The organism is Micromonospora sp. CV4, from assembly GCF_003667455.1.
GTDB lineage: Bacteria > Actinomycetota > Actinomycetes > Mycobacteriales > Micromonosporaceae > Micromonospora.
In genome coordinates this window covers 1-16,167 of the sequence record NZ_RCVI01000184.1, presented here as the reverse complement: position 1 = coordinate 16,167, position 16,167 = coordinate 1, and the positions used below count along the sequence as shown (strand labels likewise).

General features: G+C 71.6%; 15 protein-coding genes and 1 pseudogene. 9 read left to right on the top strand and 7 right to left on the bottom strand.

Features of this window, described 5'->3' with window-relative positions:
* Nucleotides 1-22: 22 nt before the first annotated feature.
* The 4 genes from EAD98_RS05390 to EAD98_RS05375 all read right to left on the bottom strand — a co-directional run bounded on the left by EAD98_RS05390 (nucleotide 23) and on the right by EAD98_RS05375 (nucleotide 5,128).
* Nucleotides 23-1,504 (bottom strand): 2-hydroxymuconic semialdehyde dehydrogenase, encoded by a 1,482-nt coding sequence (locus EAD98_RS05390; RefSeq protein WP_121652985.1) that lies wholly within the window; start codon nucleotides 1,502-1,504, stop codon nucleotides 23-25.
* A gap of 23 nt (nucleotides 1,505-1,527) precedes the next feature.
* Entirely contained in the window at nucleotides 1,528-2,865 is a 1,338-nt protein-coding gene (locus tag EAD98_RS05385; RefSeq protein ID WP_121652970.1) for an NAD(P)/FAD-dependent oxidoreductase, read from the bottom strand.
* On the bottom strand, nucleotides 2,862-4,148 hold the full coding sequence (kynU, locus tag EAD98_RS05380; protein ID WP_121652984.1) for a kynureninase: 1,287 nt from the start codon (nucleotides 4,146-4,148) through the stop codon (nucleotides 2,862-2,864). The genes EAD98_RS05385 and kynU overlap by 4 nt, the downstream gene beginning before the upstream one ends.
* 77 nt (nucleotides 4,149-4,225) lie before the next feature.
* Entirely contained in the window at nucleotides 4,226-5,128 is a 903-nt protein-coding gene (locus EAD98_RS05375; protein WP_121652969.1) for a tryptophan 2,3-dioxygenase, read from the bottom strand.
* A gap of 147 nt (nucleotides 5,129-5,275) precedes the next feature.
* Between EAD98_RS05375 and EAD98_RS05370 the strand changes: the two genes are divergently transcribed.
* From EAD98_RS05370 to EAD98_RS05360, 3 genes are all read left to right on the top strand, one after another.
* Nucleotides 5,276-5,740, top strand: a complete 465-nt coding sequence (locus EAD98_RS05370) for an Lrp/AsnC family transcriptional regulator (protein WP_121652968.1) — start codon at nucleotides 5,276-5,278, stop codon at nucleotides 5,738-5,740.
* Between the two features lie 154 nt (nucleotides 5,741-5,894).
* The gene (locus EAD98_RS05365) at nucleotides 5,895-6,368 is read left to right on the top strand and encodes a hypothetical protein (RefSeq protein ID WP_121652983.1); all 474 of its coding nucleotides are present in this window, start codon (nucleotides 5,895-5,897) and stop codon (nucleotides 6,366-6,368) included.
* A gap of 75 nt (nucleotides 6,369-6,443) precedes the next feature.
* On the top strand, nucleotides 6,444-7,217 hold the full coding sequence (locus EAD98_RS05360) for a class F sortase (RefSeq protein WP_233583722.1): 774 nt from the start codon (nucleotides 6,444-6,446) through the stop codon (nucleotides 7,215-7,217).
* Nucleotides 7,218-7,231: 14 nt separating this feature from the next.
* On the opposite strand, the gene EAD98_RS05355 is transcribed toward EAD98_RS05360, so the two are convergent.
* Nucleotides 7,232-7,768: an HNH endonuclease gene (locus EAD98_RS05355; protein WP_074313833.1), complete on the bottom strand. Its 537-nt coding sequence runs from the start codon at nucleotides 7,766-7,768 to the stop codon at nucleotides 7,232-7,234.
* 339 nt (nucleotides 7,769-8,107) lie between these two features.
* On the opposite strand from EAD98_RS05355, the gene EAD98_RS05350 reads away from it, so the two are divergent.
* The 6 genes from EAD98_RS05350 to EAD98_RS05325 all read left to right on the top strand — a co-directional run bounded on the left by EAD98_RS05350 (nucleotide 8,108) and on the right by EAD98_RS05325 (nucleotide 15,046).
* On the top strand, nucleotides 8,108-9,187 hold the full coding sequence (locus EAD98_RS05350; RefSeq protein WP_158609770.1) for an ABC transporter substrate-binding protein: 1,080 nt from the start codon (nucleotides 8,108-8,110) through the stop codon (nucleotides 9,185-9,187).
* Entirely contained in the window at nucleotides 9,184-10,614 is a 1,431-nt protein-coding gene (locus EAD98_RS05345) for a hypothetical protein (protein ID WP_147457337.1), read from the top strand. Before EAD98_RS05350 ends, EAD98_RS05345 begins: the two co-directional genes overlap by 4 nt.
* A complete protein-coding gene (locus EAD98_RS05340) occupies nucleotides 10,614-11,801 on the top strand; it encodes an MFS transporter (protein WP_121652964.1) in 1,188 nt (395 codons plus the stop codon). Before EAD98_RS05345 ends, EAD98_RS05340 begins: the two co-directional genes overlap by 1 nt.
* Before the next feature lie 86 nt (nucleotides 11,802-11,887).
* Entirely contained in the window at nucleotides 11,888-12,898 is a 1,011-nt protein-coding gene (locus EAD98_RS05335) for a mechanosensitive ion channel family protein (protein ID WP_233578230.1), read from the top strand.
* A gap of 234 nt (nucleotides 12,899-13,132) precedes the next feature.
* Nucleotides 13,133-14,521, top strand: a complete 1,389-nt coding sequence (locus EAD98_RS05330) for an MFS transporter (RefSeq protein ID WP_121652962.1) — start codon at nucleotides 13,133-13,135, stop codon at nucleotides 14,519-14,521.
* Nucleotides 14,522-14,617: 96 nt separating this feature from the next.
* Nucleotides 14,618-15,046 (top strand): globin, encoded by a 429-nt coding sequence (locus tag EAD98_RS05325; RefSeq protein WP_121652961.1) that lies wholly within the window; start codon nucleotides 14,618-14,620, stop codon nucleotides 15,044-15,046.
* A gap of 33 nt (nucleotides 15,047-15,079) precedes the next feature.
* Here the strand turns inward: EAD98_RS05325 and EAD98_RS05320 are convergent, their stop codons facing one another.
* A complete protein-coding gene (locus tag EAD98_RS05320; protein WP_121652960.1) occupies nucleotides 15,080-15,664 on the bottom strand; it encodes a YbjN domain-containing protein in 585 nt (194 codons plus the stop codon).
* Nucleotides 15,665-15,795: 131 nt separating this feature from the next.
* A pseudogene (locus tag EAD98_RS05315) lies at nucleotides 15,796-16,167 on the bottom strand (hypothetical protein); the annotation flags it as partial.

Here is a 16,167-nt window from a genome sequence, read left to right as displayed (position 1 = left end):
GCCCGTTCCTCGCTGCGACGGCTCACGACAGGTCCACGCAGACGTTGGTGAGTTCGGAGTAGAAGTTCAACGAGTGCACGCCACCCTCACGGCCGATGCCGGACGCCTTGACCCCGCCGAACGGGGTGCGCAGGTCGCGCAGGAACCAGGTGTTGACCCAGACGATGCCCGCGTCCAGCCGGAGACCCGCCTGGTGCGCACGGCCCACGTCGCGGGTCCACACCGTCGCCGCCAGGCCGTACTCGGTGCCGTTGGCGAGGGCGTACGCCTCGTCCTCCGTGTCGAACGGCGCGACGTGCACCACCGGGCCGAAGATCTCCTCACGGTTGGTGCGGGCGTCCGCGCCGAGCCCGGTGAGCACCGTCGGCTGCACGTACGACCCGCCGTCACGGGCGTCGCCGAAGGTGGGCGTGCCGCCGCCGGTGAGCACCTCGGCGCCCTCGGCGCGGGCCAGCTCGTAGTGGCCGAGCACCTTGGCCCGGTGCTGGTGGGAGATCAGCGGCATGGTGGCGGTGGCCTCGTCGGTCGGCCAGCCGTACGCCAGCTCGCCGGCCCGCTTCGCCAGCCGGGCGGTGAACTCCTCGAAGATCGGACGCTGGACGTAGATGCGCTCGGTGCAGAGGCAGACCTGCCCGCCGTTGGTGAAGCTGGAACGCACCGAGCCGGCCACCGCGGCGTCCAGGTCGGCGTCGGCGAAGACCAGCCCGGCGTTCTTGCCGCCCAGCTCGAAGCTCACCGCCTTCACCCCGTCGGCGGCGGCCCGCATGATCGCGCCACCGGTCGCCGACTCGCCGGTGAAGGTGATCGCGTCCACCCCGGGGTGCCGGGTGAGGAACTCGCCGGCCGAGCCGGGCCCGAACCCGTGCACCAGGTTGAACACGCCGTCCGGCACGCCGGCGGCGGCCATCACCTCGGCGAGCACCGTCGCCGAGGCCGGCGTCTCCTCGCTGGGCTTGACGATCACGGCGTTGCCGCAGGCCAGCGCGGGGGCCACCTTCCAGGTGAGCAGCAGCAGCGGCAGGTTCCACGGCACGATCACCGCGACCACGCCGACCGGCTTGCGGACCGCGTAGTTGAGCGCCCGGCCGCCGGTCGGCGTGACCGTGGTGAACGACTCGGTCGGCGCGGTCGCCACGATCTCCGCGAACGCCCGGAAGTTGGCCGCGCCCCGGGGGATGTCCAGCGTGCGGGCCTGCGCGATGGACTTGCCGGTGTCGGCGACCTCGGCGGTGACCAGGTCGTCGAAGCGGCGTTCCAGCTCGTCGGCGACCCGGCGCAGCACCTCGGCGCGCTCCCGCTCGCCCATCCGGCCCCACGGCCCGCGCAGCGCCGCCCGGGCGGCGGCGACCGCGTCGTCCACCGTGGACTTCGACGCCTCGGCAACCTCGAACACCGGCTCACCGGTGACCGGGCTGACCTTGGTGAACGTCGGCCCACCGTCGACGAACTCGCCGGCGACGAAGTTACGCAGCCGTGGCGGCCCGGCCGGCGCCCGGCCGGCCATCAGCCGCGGATCCCAGTTGCCGGTCATGCGCGCCTCCCTCGGCTGAGCGCTGCGCCGATCGCGCCGACCAGCAGCAGCGCGGCGCCACCGGCGAGCACGCCGAGCGCCCGGTGCTGCCGGCGGACCCGGCGGCGGACCTCGGCGTACGGGGTGGTGGAGAAGGACACCAGTTCGTACTGGGAAACGTACCGGCCGGGCAGCGCCCGTTCCAGTGCGTGCTCCACCCGGCGGCCGAGCTGGAAGACCGGGGAGGCGACCTTGTCCCGCATCTCCACGAAGTTGGTCAACGCCATCTTCGCGATGGCCTCGGCGTTCTCCTGCCGCCGTCGCTGGAACAGTGGCAGCGCCGTGGCCCACTCGTCGGCGCACTCGTCGAGACAGCGGTCCAGCTCCACCACGTCCTCGAAGGCGCAGTTGGCGCCCTGGCCGTAGAACGGCACGATGGCGTGCGCCGCGTCGCCGAGCAGGCCGACCGTGCCGTTCACCTGCCAGGGTGTGCAGCGGACCGTGCCGAGCACGCCCACCGGGTTGTGCTGGTAGTCGTCCACCAGGTGCGGCGCCAGCGGAATCACGTCCGGGTAGTGCTGGGCGAAGTGCCGTTCGACGGCCGCCGGGCTGTCCAGCGAGGCGAAGCTGCCGGCGCCCTCGTTGGGCCAGAACAAGGTGCAGGTGAACGAGCGGTCCGGGTTGGGCAGCGCGATCATCATCGAGGTGCCGCGCGGCCAGATGTGCAGGGCGTCCGGGTCCAACGCGAAATCCCCGCCCAGCGGCGGCAGGGTCAGCTCCTTGTAGCCGTAGTCGAGGAAATCCACGCTCTCGCTCAGCAACCCGTGCGCCAGCAGTTGCCCGCGTACCGCGGAGCCCGCGCCGTCGGCGCCCAGCACCACCGACGCCTTGGCGGTGACCGGGCCCTGCGGGGTGTCGAAGGTCAGGCCACCGTCGGTCGGGTCGAGCCCGACCAGCCGGTGATCGAAGACGATCCGCACGCCGGGCAGCGCGGCCGCAGCGTCCAGCAAAGCGTTGTTCAGCGCGCCCCGGCTGATCGAGTTGATCGCCCGGTCACCGGCCGCGCTGTACGACTGGAACTGCGGCTCACCCTCGACCGGGTGGATCATCCGGCCGCGCATCGGCAGCGCGTCGGTCATCACCTGCTCGGCGAGGCCGATTCGGCGCAGCGCGTCCAGCCCGCGCTCGGAGAGCGCCAGGTTGATGGAGCGACCCCGCTCCGCCGTGCCCGCACGCGGGTCCGGCCGGCGCTCGTAGAGCGCCACCGGGTAGCCGCGCCGGGCCAGGAAGCAGGCGGCCAGGCAACCGGCCAGCCCGGCGCCGATGATCGCGACCTCGTCGCGCCGGGAGGTCATGAGGACACCTGGCCGACGGTCGCGGCGAGCGCGGCGGCGGCCCGCCAACAGTCGTGGTACGTGGAGTAGAGCGGCACCGGGGCGAACCGGACGACGTCCGGCTCCCGGGCGTCCGCGATCACGCCGTGTTCGTGCCGCAGGCGCTTGGTCAGCTCGGCGGCGCTGCCGGAGCCGATCCGCACCGAGAGCTGGGCGCCCCGCCGGGCCGGGTCGCGCGGGGTGATGACGCGCAGCGGCCGGTCGGCGGTGACCTCGTCGAGCAGGCGCTCCAGCCAGCCGGTGAGCCGCAGGCTGCGCGCGCGCAACGCCGGCATGCCGACGGCGTCGAACAGCTCCAGCGAGGTGCGTACCGGGCCCATCGCGAAGATGGGCGGGTTGGAGATCTGCCAGGCCTCCACAGTGGCTGGTGGCCGGGACACCGGGGTCATCTCGAACCGGGTGGCCGCCGCGGTGCTCCACCAACCCTCGAAGCGGGGCAGGTCGGGGTCGCCGAGGTGCCGCTCGTGCACGAAGACGCCGGCCAGCGCACCCGGCCCCGAGTTCAGGTACTTGTAGGAGCACCAGGCCGCGAAGTCGACGTCCCAGTCGTGCAGGGCCAGCGGCACGTTGCCGACCGCGTGCGCCAGGTCCCACCCGACCACCGCGCCGGCCGCCCGGCCGGCGGCCGTGATCGCCGGGATGTCCAACAGCTCGCCGGTCAGGTAGTTGACCCCGCCGAGCAGCACCAGCGCCACCCGGTCGCCCTCGGCGGCCAGGTATCCGGTCACGTCCTCGGTGCGCAGGGCGTCCTCGCCGGGGCGCGGGCGCAGCCGGACCACGGTGTCGTCCGGGTCCAGGCCGTGGAACCGGGCCTGGCTGCGCACCGCGTAGCTGTCCGAGGGAAACGCGGCGTCCTCGATGACGATGCGGGTGCGGGCGCCGGCCGGGCGGTAGAAGCTGACCATCAACAGGTGCAGGTTGACCGTGAGCGAGTTCATCACCACGGTCTCCGCGGGCCGGGCGCCGACCAGTCGGGCCGCCGGCGCCGTCAACAGCTCGTGGTACGGCAACCAGGCCCGCTCCGCCTCCAGGTGCCCCTCGACGCCGAGCCGCTGCCAGGCGTCCAGGTCGGCGAGGAGTTCGTCGCGGGTGGCCCGGGGTTGCAGGCCGAGCGAGTTGCCGGCGAGGTACGCCGACTCGGGGTCCCTGCCGCCGTCCGCCGGCGGCACGTGGAACAGGTGGCGGTGGCCCGGGTCGGCCTCGTCGAGGCGGTGCGCCTCCGCTTCGCCGGCGGCGGAGCCCAGTGGCTCCGCTTCGCCGGCGGCGGAGGCCGCCAGTGGCTCGATTTCTGGGGTGTGCACAGGGGTGTCTCGCTCTCCGGTCACATCGCGGTACGGGCCGACCACAGCTCCGGGAAGACCACCCGGGACATGCTGCGCTGCAACCACGCCAGTCCGGCGGATCCGCCGCTGCCGACCTTGGCGCCCATTGTCCGCTGCACCGCCTTGACGTGGTTCCACCGCCAGTCGCCGAACTCCTCGGCGACACCGCTCAACGCCTCGCCGAGCAGCCGCAGGTGGTTGTCCGGGCCGGCGTCGGAGTAGATGCGTACCCAGGCCGCCTCGACCGACGGCTGCGGGTCGTGCTCGACCGCCACGTCCCGGTCGAGCAGCTCGGCGGGGAGGTCGAAGCCGCGCCGGGCGAGCAGCGCGAGCACGTCGTCCCAGAGGCTCGGGCTGGCCAGGGCGGCGCTGAGGTCGGCGTACACCTCGGTCTGCCGGCGGAACGGCCGGATCAGCGCCGGGTCGCGCAGCCCGAGCAGGAACTCCAGCTGCCGGTACATCGCCGACTGGAAGCCGGAGCCCTCGCCGAGCAGGTTGCGGAACCGGTTGAAGTCGGCCGGTGTCATCCAGCGCAGGCCCTGCCAGGCGGCGTTCAGCCCTTCCAGGTGCAGCGCGGCGCGGCGCAGCGGGGCCAGCGCGTCCCAGACCCGGTCGGCGCGCAGCAGTCGCTGGGTCTCCCGCAGCTCGTGGCAGGTCAGGCCGAAGTACAGCTCCATGATCTGGCTGACCACCAGGAAGGACATCTCGCCCGGGTCGGCGCTGAGCGGGCGCTGCAACTGGTGCAGGGCGCTCGCCTGCACGTACGCGTCGTACGGCACCAGCTCGGCGAACTCCAACGTCGGCTCTCCGCCGTTGCGTGCGGCGCGGGCGGCCCGCTGTCGCGGGGTCACCGGTCGCACCGTGGCGACACGGTTCGGCGCCCGCCGCTCCGTCTGATCCACCGTTCGTCTCCCTCCCCCGGACTGGACGACGTCATGATCCCGCGGTCAGATCGGCGGATGGAATGCCGGATCAACGGCTCTCGCCCTGCGCAGCTACCGAAACGAAGGCAGCTAGGCGAATTCGGTTCACGAAAGTAAGGTCTGAGCGTGGACGACATGGACTGGGCGCTGGTGCGCGAGTTGCAGGCCGACGCCCGGCTCTCCTTCAGCGAGCTGTCCCGGCGGGTGCACCTGTCCCCACCAGCGGTCGCCGAGCGGGTCCGACGGCTGGAGGAGGCCGGTGTGATCACCGGCTACCACGCCCACGTCGACCTGACCCGGGCCGGCCGCACCGTGGTCGCCCTGATCCGGATGTCCTGCTACGGCGCGCGATGCATCCTGCACGACCCGGCCGTGGCCGGCTGGCCGGAGATCCTGGAGATCCACCGGATCACCGGGGACGCGTGCAGCATGCTCAAGGTGGCGGCCGGTTCGATCGGCGAGTTCGAGGCGGTCATCGACCGACTCGCCCCGTACGGTCAGCCGTCGAGCACGATGGTCCTGTCCTCTCCCCTGGACTGGCAGCCGATCACCCCGCTCCCGTCCGACGGCACCACCTCCCGCCGCCGCTGACCCCACCCTGCGCCCTGCTCGCCTGCGGGTTTGCCCCCGGGCCAGCGGGAATTCAGCGCGGTGCCCAGGGGAGGGTTCCGGCGGTCGTCGCCGGGAGGGGGAAATCATGCAGGGTCTTCGCACGATCAACCGCGCGTTCTCGGCCGCCCTGACACTGGTCGGGCTGGTCGGGGCATTCGTCCTGATGTCGGTCACGCCGGCACGCGCTGGTGAGAACACCTTCATCGAGGTGACACCGAACAGCGTCCAGGCCGGCGAGCGGGTCAATATCCGGGCGAGCTGCGACAACAACAACAACGAGCAGGCCAACGTGCACTCCGACGCGTTCGGGCACGTGATGCTCAGACCGGACAAGGGCTTCCTGACCGGCGAGGTCACCGTCCCGGGCAACAAGCAGCCCGGCGACTACCCGGTCGACCTGCGCTGCCAGAACGGCCAGACGGCCTCGACCATGCTGACCGTGCTGAACATGGCCTCACCCAGCAAGGGACCGGCGACCGGGGGCGGCGGCACGGCCGGCGGTCGCGGCACCGGATCGCTGCTGGTGCTCGGCGGGGTCGCGCTGGTGGCCACTGCGGTCGCACTCGGCATGGCCGGGGGTCGGCGCCGGACCGGGGCCGGCTCCTGAGCCGGATCAGCCATGAGCCGCAGAACCGCGCGTGCGCGGCCGGACCGTGGTGCCCGCTTCCGGGCGAGGGCGACACTGCGCGCCTCCGGCCGGCTGCTGGCCCGCGCCTCCGGCCGGCTCCGCAGGGTCGCGGGGCACGCGGGAACGGCCAGCGTCGCCACCACCGATCCGGCCGCCCGTCCGCTGCCACCACGCCGCCCGGCCGGGTCGCCGCTGGCCCGGCGGCGGCTGGGCACCGGTCCGGGAGTGCCGGTGCTGGCCGTCGCCGCGCTCATGGTGCTGATCGTGGCGATGCTCGGCGTTGAGCAGGTGACCGGAATCAGCATGCTGCCCGACCGGCTCAGCGCCGGCCTGCGGCCGCCGCCGAAGAAGTTTCCGGTACTGCCGGCCAGCCGCCCGACGGGTCTCGCCATCCGCACGCTCGATCTGCAGGCGCCGGTGCACAACGTGGGCATCGCCCCGGACGGCACCATCGCCGTTCCGGACACGGCCCGCGCCCAGGAGGCCGGCTGGTACGACCAGGGCCCCACACCTGGCCAGTACGGCCCCGCGGTGATCGTCGGGCACGTGGACACCACCACCGGACCCGCGGTCTTCCACCAGCTCCGGGAGCTGCGGTCCGGCGATCAGGTCGAGGTCACCCGCTCCGACGGCAGCGTGGCCGTCTTCGAGGTCGATTCGGTGGAGCGCTTCGACAAAGGGAGGCTGCCGGTCGACGAGGTGTACGGCGACTTCAGCCGTCCGAGCCTGCGGCTGATCACCTGCGGCGGTCGCTGGGTCGGGGGCGAGACCGGCTACTCGGACAACGTGGTGGTGTTCGCTTCGCTGGTCAAGGCTCGTTCCGGTTGAGGCCGGGGCCTCGGTCAGGCGGCGGCTTCGGGCTCACGCAGGTCGAGCCAGTCGGCCCAGCGCGGGTCGGGAGCGCGGTGCCCGAGCACCCGCCAGGCGGTGCCTTTCGGCGCGGCCGGCAGGGCGTGCAGCCGCCAGCCCAGCTCCGCCGGGGTCTTGTCACCTTTGGTGTGGTTGCACCGCGCGCACGCGGCGACCACGTTCTCCCATGCGTGCCGGCCGCCCCGGCTGCGCGGAAAGACGTGGTCGATGGTCTCCGCCGGGCCTCGGCAGTAGGCGCACCGCCACCCGTCCCGGGCGAAGATCGCTCGGCGGGACAGCCCGACGTGGGTGCGGTAGGGGACCCGGACGAAGCGGGTCAACCGGACGACCGACGGCACCGGGAGCGCGTCCCGAGCGCTGTGCAGAATGCCGTCACCGTCGGCCACGCAGACCGCCTTGGCGGAGAGGACGAGGATGGCTGCTCGACGCACCGACACGACACACAGCGGCTCGTAGGTGGCGTTGAGGACCAACGCGCCAGAGCCCACCGTGGGTCGTATGTCAGGCATCGCGCTCACCCTCCCGGTTCAGCGGCTGCTGGGCGCCGCCGCCGACCGGAGTTGGGGCACGACGACCCACACGGTCGACGCCGGTCCGATCACCGACGTCCGTTGCGCCAATAGTCCCTGATCGGACCCCGGATTGCACGTACTAATCTTGCTTCTGGTAAGCGGATCACCCCCACCGGTGGAATCGCGGCCCGTTCGGTCTGCGATGGGCGGCGCCAGCCCCACCGATGTCGGGGCCGGTCGGTGTTGTGAGCGCGATACCTGTGAGGCATAAACATGCCTCTGAGGCATAACGCTCGTCGACGGCCGAGTTGATCGGTCCCGATAGGATCGCCGGTCGTGACCCCGAACTCACGCCGACTGTCCGTCCGGCTGAAGCCGCTTCGGAGCTGGGCGCCGGCGCTGGTCCTGGTGGGGGCGGTGGTCGCGGCCACGGGGATCGTGGCCGTCGGACTGCGCAACTCCCCCACCGCACCGTCCCGGGCCGTGTTGGTCTCCAGCGGCGCGTGGGCGCCGTTCGTGGGTCCCGATCTGCCCGACGGCGGGCCGGTGACGCAGTTGGTCGTCGAGTTGCTCAGCCGGTCGGGATACTCCCCCGAAGTCAGGTACACGTCCTGGGCCCTGGCCGAGGAGAAGGTCTCCTCCGGTGCCTCCATCGGGGCGTTCCCGCTGGTGGGCAGCGAGCCACGGCGTAACAAGTTCCTCCTGTCCGACCCGCTCATCGACTTCGAGTACGTGCTGTTCTACAACCGCCGCAGCGGCGAGCCGAAGATCTCGTCCGCCGGCGACCTCGGTGCGTTACGGGTGGGCGGGATAGCCGGGTACGACTACTGGGACGAACTGGAGTCCGCTGTTCCCGAATTCGTGGAGTTCGGATCGACCCTGGAGGGCTTCCGGGCGCTCGCCGACGGCCGGATCGACCTGCTCGCCGAAGGGCTGCTCTCCGGGCAGGCGGTGCTCGCCGACCCGTCCTTCGCCGGTGACGCCGGGGACTTCGGTCACCTCCAGGGCGACAGCCCGCTGGTGCATTCCGTGCAGGGCCTGCACTTCATGATGGCGGACACCGACGAGGCCGCCTCGGTGATGGCGAAGCTCAACGCGATGCTCACGAAGATGCGTCAGAGCCAGGAGTACGAGGACATCGTCGCCGAACTCGAACCGTCCGCATCCCGCGAGGTGACCCTGACGCCGGTCGCAGCGTCAGGCCTGGTGGAACTCCTCGACCAGGGAGGCAAGCGGGTTCTGCTCGCCCCGAAGGGCACCAGGGCGCAGGTGCTGGCCTGGCCCGAGGCGTTCGTCGAAACCGCAGGCCCGCCGCCGGCCCAGGTCCTCGTCAAGGTGAAGATCACCAACGGTCCCGCGCAGGGCCGGGTGCTGCACGTCGATGCCCGAGCCCTGCTGCTCGATCCGGGGGCATGATGATCCAGTTACGGATCCTGGCCCCGGTGACGGTGGACTACTACGCCGTGCCGGGTGCGTCGCTACGCGATCCGCACGGGTACGCGCGGTTCTGGGCCGAACAGCAGCCGGCGGTGGACGAGCTGCTCAGGGCCCTGGCCCCGGGCCCGGTGGCGGATCAACCCTGGCGTCCCCCGTCCGTCGTGCTGGAGCACACGCGGGCCACACGTTCCTTGAACCTCTACCGCACCATCGATGATCATGCCATCGAGCGCACGATGCACGTCCTCACCGGCGCGCTGCACCCCGAGCACCTGCCAGGTGAGTTCAGCGGTGTCACCAGCGACCCGCAGGCCGGGGTCATCGAGATCAGCTTTCGGCTCTACGACCACGGCCTGATGTTGCTGGAGATACTGACGGACGTTGATCCACGGCCCGGCGAGCACACCGATGGACTGGCGAACCGGCTCGACGAACTCCAGGCCCGAGCGGTGGCGATGGGTGAGCGGGTGGCGCGGGAGGTCGTCGCGCAGTACCTGGACCCGCTGCTGCGTCTGCTGCGCACGGCCGACCGGGACGACCGGATCCTGGTCCCTGCCACCCCTGAAGACGACCCGTTGACGGCGGAGTTCGGCGAACCGCTCTGGGTCACCCGCAGCCTCATACTCGACCCGGCCGAGCCGGGAGCCGATGCGGTGACGCGACACTGGATCAAAGACGTGGTGATCGCCGACGACGTCCGTAGCCCGGCGGACCGGCTGCTCGACGGCGACCTGGAACACCTGGTCCGCTGGCTGAACTACCTCTTCCTGGACCGCACCGGGGTGGGCGGCCGGATGCTGCCCGGTGACCCGTTCCGCGACCAGTGGGACGCCCTGCGCTACGCGCAGGTGTTCTACGGCGCGCTCGACCGGATCGACAGCCGACTGTCGAAGATCCTCGCGGATTCGGCGGCGGCGGGTTCCCGCTGGGAACTGGAGCAGCTCAAGGGGAACCTGCTGGGGCTGAGCCAGCGCGCCGAGCTGATCATCATGGAGCGGCAGGACCTGTCGAAGTACCTCAAGCGCGCGGTACGTGCGGAGATGGACGCCATCCTCGAGTTCTGGGACTACGAGAGCCTCCTGGCGCAGCCGGTCCGTTTCAAGATCGAGGTCTGCGACCGTCGCCTGGCCGAACTGGCTGCACGGCGCACGACTCGTTCGGCGATGTTCACCGACCTCATCCTGCTGGGTATCGGTGTGACGTCGATCCTGGGCACGGCGCTCGCGGTGACCGAGTTCGGGCGCTCGATGACCAGCGACCCCGGTATGGCGGTCTACGACCTGGGACGCTCGTCCATCATGGGGTGGATCGCCGGGCAGCCGGCGGACGCCATTCTGATCACCTCCGGCATGGTGTCGCTGCTGCTGGTGATCATGTATTTGTTCTTCCGTCGCGACCGGACCTGATGCGAACAGCCCTGCGCAGTCGCCCGATCCGGACGCTGGCGATCACCCAGTTCCTGCTCGAAGTGCAGTTCTGGTTTCCCATCTGGCTGATCTATCTGCTCGACCTGGGCTTCCCGCTGACAACGGCGGTGCTCGCCGACGGAGCGTTCCGGATCGTCTCGGTGATCTGCGAGTTCCCGGTGGGGCTGGTCGCCGACCGGATCGGGCGGCGGCTCACCTATCTGACGTTGGCCGGTACGACGGTGCTGACCTTCACCGTCATCACGCAGATCCGCTCCGTGCAGGTGCTGTTCGGAGCGTGGGTGCTCTGGGGTGTGCTGTGGGCGTTGTCGTCCGGCGCCGCCAGCACCTACCTGTACGAGCTGTGCGCCCAGGACGCTCTCGACATCAACCCGGCCAGGGCGTTCGGGCTGGTACGGGCGGCCGGCAACATATCCGTGCTCGTCTCGTTGCTGGCCGCGGGCTACCTGTACGACGTGGACCACCGGCTCCCGTTCGCCGTCACCGCCGCACTGGCCGCGGTCGCGTTGCTGCTCGCGTACACGCTGCCGGAGATCGCCGGCTCACGGGTGGTCGCCACGCTCGCCTCGGTGCTGGCGGACATCCGGGGCGCGGCAGCCGACCCCCGGGTACGCCAGGCCGTTCAGTTGGGGGCGCTGCTGCTGCTGTTCGGCTGGAGTGCCCGCATCCTCTTCCAGCCACTCGCGCTGCATCTGGGCCTGTCCGCGCAGGTCACCGGATGGATGTACGGGGTGTTCGCGGCCGCCTCGGCGCTCGGTGGGCTGGTCGCCGGATACGTCCGCACGCCGCACCGCGCGAAGGCGCTGAGCGCCGCGTTCCTCCTCATCCTTGCCGCGCTGGTGGCGACCAACCAGGTGGACCGGCTCGGCCCGTTCCTCTTCCTGCCGATGATGGGATTCGGATACACCCTCGGCCTGACGGTGCTGGAGGTCTTCACCAACGAGGTCACCCCACGAGCGGTACGCGCCACGGTATTCGGGGTTATCGCCTGTGTCGGTGGCGTCGGTATCGCCGTGGCCCGCCCCGGTCTCGGGATGCTGGCCGAGCGGCACTCCACGTCCTTCGCGTTCGGGATCTGGGCCGGCATGGGCGTGCTGCTGATCAGTCTGGCAGTGCCGGGGATCCGCCGGATCCGGCTCGTTGCCCGCCCGTCACCCGACCGCTGAGCGGCAGCCGGTGGGTCGGCGGCGGGCCTGCCGACCCCTTGCGGTACGAAGACAGGGTGAGTGCCGCCAGCGTGACGCCCCTTGCCCTGTCCACCGCACCGTCGGTGAACTGCCAGGGCAGTTCCTCCTGCGAATTCCTGTACCGGATGACCCACTCGGCCTGGTTCGCCGAGGGCAGCTACTGGATCCTGCTCAAGCCGCTGCGGGTGCTGCTGATCGTGGCGCTGGCGATGTTCGCCCGCTGGGCGTTGCACCGGACGATCGACCGGCTGGTCCGGACCACCACCGACGGTGCGGTGCCGACGATGCTGCGGCCACTGCGCGAACGGGTGCCCACCGCCGCGGCCGATCCCACCGAGTTCGTGCCGGAGCGGCGTCGACAGCGGGCCGAGGCGATCGGTTCGGTGCTGCGCAGCCTGACCACCGCGTTCGTCTTCGGCATCGCGCTGCTGATGATCCTGCGCGAGTTCAGCTTCGACCTGGCTCCGCTGCTGGCCAGCGCCGGGATCGCCGGCGTCGCGCTGGGCTTCGGCGCGCAGAGCCTCGTCAAGGACCTGATCGCCGGGTTGTTCATGCTGATCGAGGACCAGTACGGCGTGGGTGACACCGTCGACCTGGGCGAGGCGACCGGTGTGGTCGAGTCGGTCGGGCTGCGGGTCACCACCGTGCGCGACGGCCGCGGTGTCCTCTGGTACATCCGCAACGGCGAGATCATCCGGGTGGGCAACAAGAGCCAGGGGTGGGCCCTGGTCGTGGTGGACCTCCCGATCGGCTTCAGCGGCACCGAGGAGGCGACCGCCGTGCTGCGGACCGCCGCCGCGTCGGTGGCGGTGGACCCGGAGCTGTCGCCGGAGATCGTGGAGGCGCCGGAGGTGCTGGGCGTCGAACAGATGACGGTGGACGGCGCGGTGATCCGGACCGTGGTGAAGACGACCGCCGACGGGCAGTTCGCGGTGGGACGGGAGCTGCGCCGACGGCTGGCGGAGGCGCTGGAGAACTCGGGGATCACCGCACAGATCGCCTCCTCGCGCATTTATCCCGGTCTACCGGTCCGGCCGCTGGCCGACGGCGAGACTGGTCAGGGCGGCGCAACCTGACCCGGCGGGCACTGTCCGCGAATCCAGGGGTCGCGGGCCACCCGGCCCCTCAGGTATCGTCCGTTCGTTCAGTCGGGGATGCGACGAACGATCCGTTCGCGCTAGCTAGTTGTCAGACGATCGGGCAGAATCCGGAGCACGCGTTCCCGCCGGAGCGTGATCACATCCTCGCTGATCCGTAGATCTGACGAGTGTTCCCGGCCGGGCTGCCACGAGCGGTCACCCCGGGGGCCGATGGAGGCGACGGTGCCCGACGAGCGACCTTCCGTGGAAGGCCCAGCCACTTTCCGCGAGGTGTTCGACCAACGCGAGTTCCGGGCCGTCTTCACGGCCGGCGCCCTCTCCTGGGTCGGTGACTACGTCGCGAAGGCCGCCGTCACCCTGCTCGTCTATCAGCAGACCGAGTCCGTCGCGCTCTCCGCCGCCGCCTTCGCGGTCAGCTACCTGCCCTGGCTGCTCGGTGGCCCTCTGCTCGCCGCGCTCGCCGAGCGGTACCCGTACCGGCGGGTGATGGTGGCGTGTGACGTGATCCGGATGGCGCTGATGCTGCTCATCGCCATCCCGAACCTGCCGGTCCCGGCAGTGCTGATGCTGATCTTCGCCGCCACACTGGCCAACCCGCCGAGCCAGGCGGCGAAGTCCGCACTGGTACCGCAGATCCTCGCCGGGGACCGGCTGGTGCTCGGGTTGTCGCTGAACAGCAGCGTCGGGCAGGCCGCCCAGGTCGTCGGCTACCTGATCGGCGCCGCGGTCGCCGCGATCGACCCGGCCCTCGCGCTGCTGATCAACGCGTTGACCTTCGCCATCTCGGCGCTGATCGTCCGCCTGGGCGTTCGCGACCGGGCCCCACTGATGACCACCGCGCACCGTAGCCACCTGCTCCGCGAGACCGCTCAGGGATTCCAGATCGTCTTCGGCACACCGGTGCTGCGGGCCATCGCGGTGCTGGTGTTCAGCGCGATGCTCTTCTCGATCGTTCCGGAGGGGCTGGCGGCGGCCTGGGCCAACAAGGATGCCGGCGGCGACCTGGACGCCGGCGTGGCACAGGCGGTGATCATGGTGGCCAACCCGGTCGGTTTCATCCTCGGCGGGCTGCTGGTGAGCCGACTGTTCGGCCCGGCCCGTCGGCTGGCACTGATGCGGCCGCTGGCCGTGTTCGCCCCACTGGTGCTCGTGCCGGCGCTGTTCGACCCGCCGCCGCTGGTGGTGGCGCTGCTCGCGGCGCTCTGCGGCTTCGCGGTCGCCGGCATGATGCCGATGGCCAACGGGCTGTTCGTCCAGGCGCTGCCCGCCGCCTTCCGGGCCCGCGCGTTCGGCGTGATGGCCACCGGTGTGCAGGTCATCCAGGGTGTGGCGGTGCTGGTCACCGGGTTGCTCGCCGAGCGGTTCGACATCCCGCTGGTGGTCGGCGTGTGGAGCGCGGCCGGGGTGCTGCTGATGACGGTGGCCGCGCTGCGCTGGCCGGAGAAGCAGACGGTGGACGGGGCGATCGCGGCGGCGACCGCCGCCAACGCCGAGTCACCGGGCAGCGAGCCGAGCCTGGACGGCCCGACCGCCGACGGCACGGCGGCGGGCCCCGAGCCGCGCACCGGTGACGGCCGCCGCCGGCACGCGGTCACCTGAGCCGGCCCCTGCCGCGCCGACAGGAGCGGGCCGGCGTGACCCGACGCACGGCGTCCGGGTCGGGCTGGCCCCGGCCACACCTGGCAGGATGGAACGGTGAACCCCGCAGGCGAATCCGACCGTCCCGGTGCGTCGACAACCCTCTTCGAGGCGGTCGGCGGTGAACCCACCTTCCGCAAGCTGGTGGACGAGTTCTACGCCGGCGTCGCCACCGATCCCCTGCTGCGGCCCATGTACCCGGAGGAGGACCTGGGCCCGGCGGCGGACCGGCTGACCCTGTTCCTGATGCAGTACTGGGGCGGCCCGAACACGTACTCCGCCCAGCGGGGGCACCCACGGCTGCGGATGCGGCACGCCCCGTTCCGCATCGGTCTGGCCGAGCGGGACGCCTGGCTGCGGCACATGCGCCGCGCCGTGGACCGGCTCGACCTGGAGCCGCAGGTCGCCGGCGCTCTCTGGGACTACCTGGAGCGGGCCGCGTACTTCATGGTCAACGCCATGGAGGACGCGGCCGACGGCGCCTGACGGGCCCGCACCGGCACCCGCCCGGCGGCGGCCTCAGAGCAGCGCGCCCTCGTCGTGCAGCCAGTCCACGAAGCTGGTGGCCACGGCGGCGCCGCAGTCGAGCATCTCCACCAGCAGCGCGTCGTGGGTGCCGGCAGCGAGCGGCACCTGAAGCTCGGCGTAGATCGGCAGCTGCCCGCGCTCGGTCGGGTCACCGATGTACGCCTTGCAGAACCGACGGGTGTGGTTCCACTCGTTGACCACCCGGTAGGCCCGGTCGGCCCAGTCCGGCGGCACCGTGGCGTGCGGACGGGCCCGCATCACCAGGATCTCGTCCTCCGGCCCCTCGAGGGTGACCAGCACGGCGTGCCGCTCCCACATGGCCAGCAGGTTGCCGTCGCCGTCGGCCAGGTATCGCACGTCGAGCAGATCGAGTGCGTCACACACCCGGCGCAGGCTCACCGGCTCGACGGTGGCCGGCATCTCGGTCAGCACGGGCCGCTCGTTGCCCGGGCAGTCGTCCCCCGGCTGGCGAGGGCTGGGCGGTCCGACACGGACCGCGCTCTCCACTGTGACCCCGCTTCGGGTTTCCGGCTCGCCGCCCTCGGCGGGACCCGGGCGCCATGACCACCACGGCATCGCTCGCGCACCTCACTCCCCAGCGGATCCAGCCGCCTACGGTGCGTTGGATCCGAGGATGGACGGTACCCGGACAGCCGGGTTGAAGCACCCCCCCAACGACCGCCTGGGCCCAGAAGAATGACCAGGGGTCATCCGTTCGGACGAGTCGCCAGGGGCGTCACGGCGAGATCCGTGGCCTTCTGCAACCAGGCCGCTCCGTATGGTCCCACCAGGCCGACCCAACGGCCGGCCACCCGCACCTGGACGGCGGCCTCCGCGGGAGCGCCCGCCGGGCCGTCAGCGGGGCCCAGGAAGCCCATCCGGATCAGCCCCTGCACCAGTCGCTGCGGCACCTCGACCGGCGGGCCGGGCGGGTCGTCCGGCGTGACCAGCACGGCCACGTGGTCGAGCAGCGCGTCGCGGAGCGCCCGCTGGCCGACCGCGCGGCCGGCCACGCCGTGCTCGCTCGCGGACCGCAGGGTGCCGGCCGCCGCGCCCGCGATCCGCGAGCGAGCACGGCG

Coding starts and splice junctions, on each gene's coding strand:
- EAD98_RS05330 (WP_121652962.1), top strand. CDS start 13,133: ATGGAGGCGACGGTGCCCGACGAGCGACCTTCCGTGGAAGGCCCAGCC.
- EAD98_RS05385 (WP_121652970.1), bottom strand. CDS start 2,865: ATGACCTCCCGGCGCGACGAGGTCGCGATCATCGGCGCCGGGCTGGCC.
- EAD98_RS05320 (WP_121652960.1), bottom strand. CDS start 15,664: ATGCCGTGGTGGTCATGGCGCCCGGGTCCCGCCGAGGGCGGCGAGCCG.
- EAD98_RS05345 (WP_147457337.1), top strand. CDS start 9,184: ATGATGATCCAGTTACGGATCCTGGCCCCGGTGACGGTGGACTACTAC.
- EAD98_RS05390 (WP_121652985.1), bottom strand. CDS start 1,504: ATGGCCGGCCGGGCGCCGGCCGGGCCGCCACGGCTGCGTAACTTCGTC.
- EAD98_RS05340 (WP_121652964.1), top strand. CDS start 10,614: ATGCGAACAGCCCTGCGCAGTCGCCCGATCCGGACGCTGGCGATCACC.
- EAD98_RS05355 (WP_074313833.1), bottom strand. CDS start 7,768: ATGCCTGACATACGACCCACGGTGGGCTCTGGCGCGTTGGTCCTCAAC.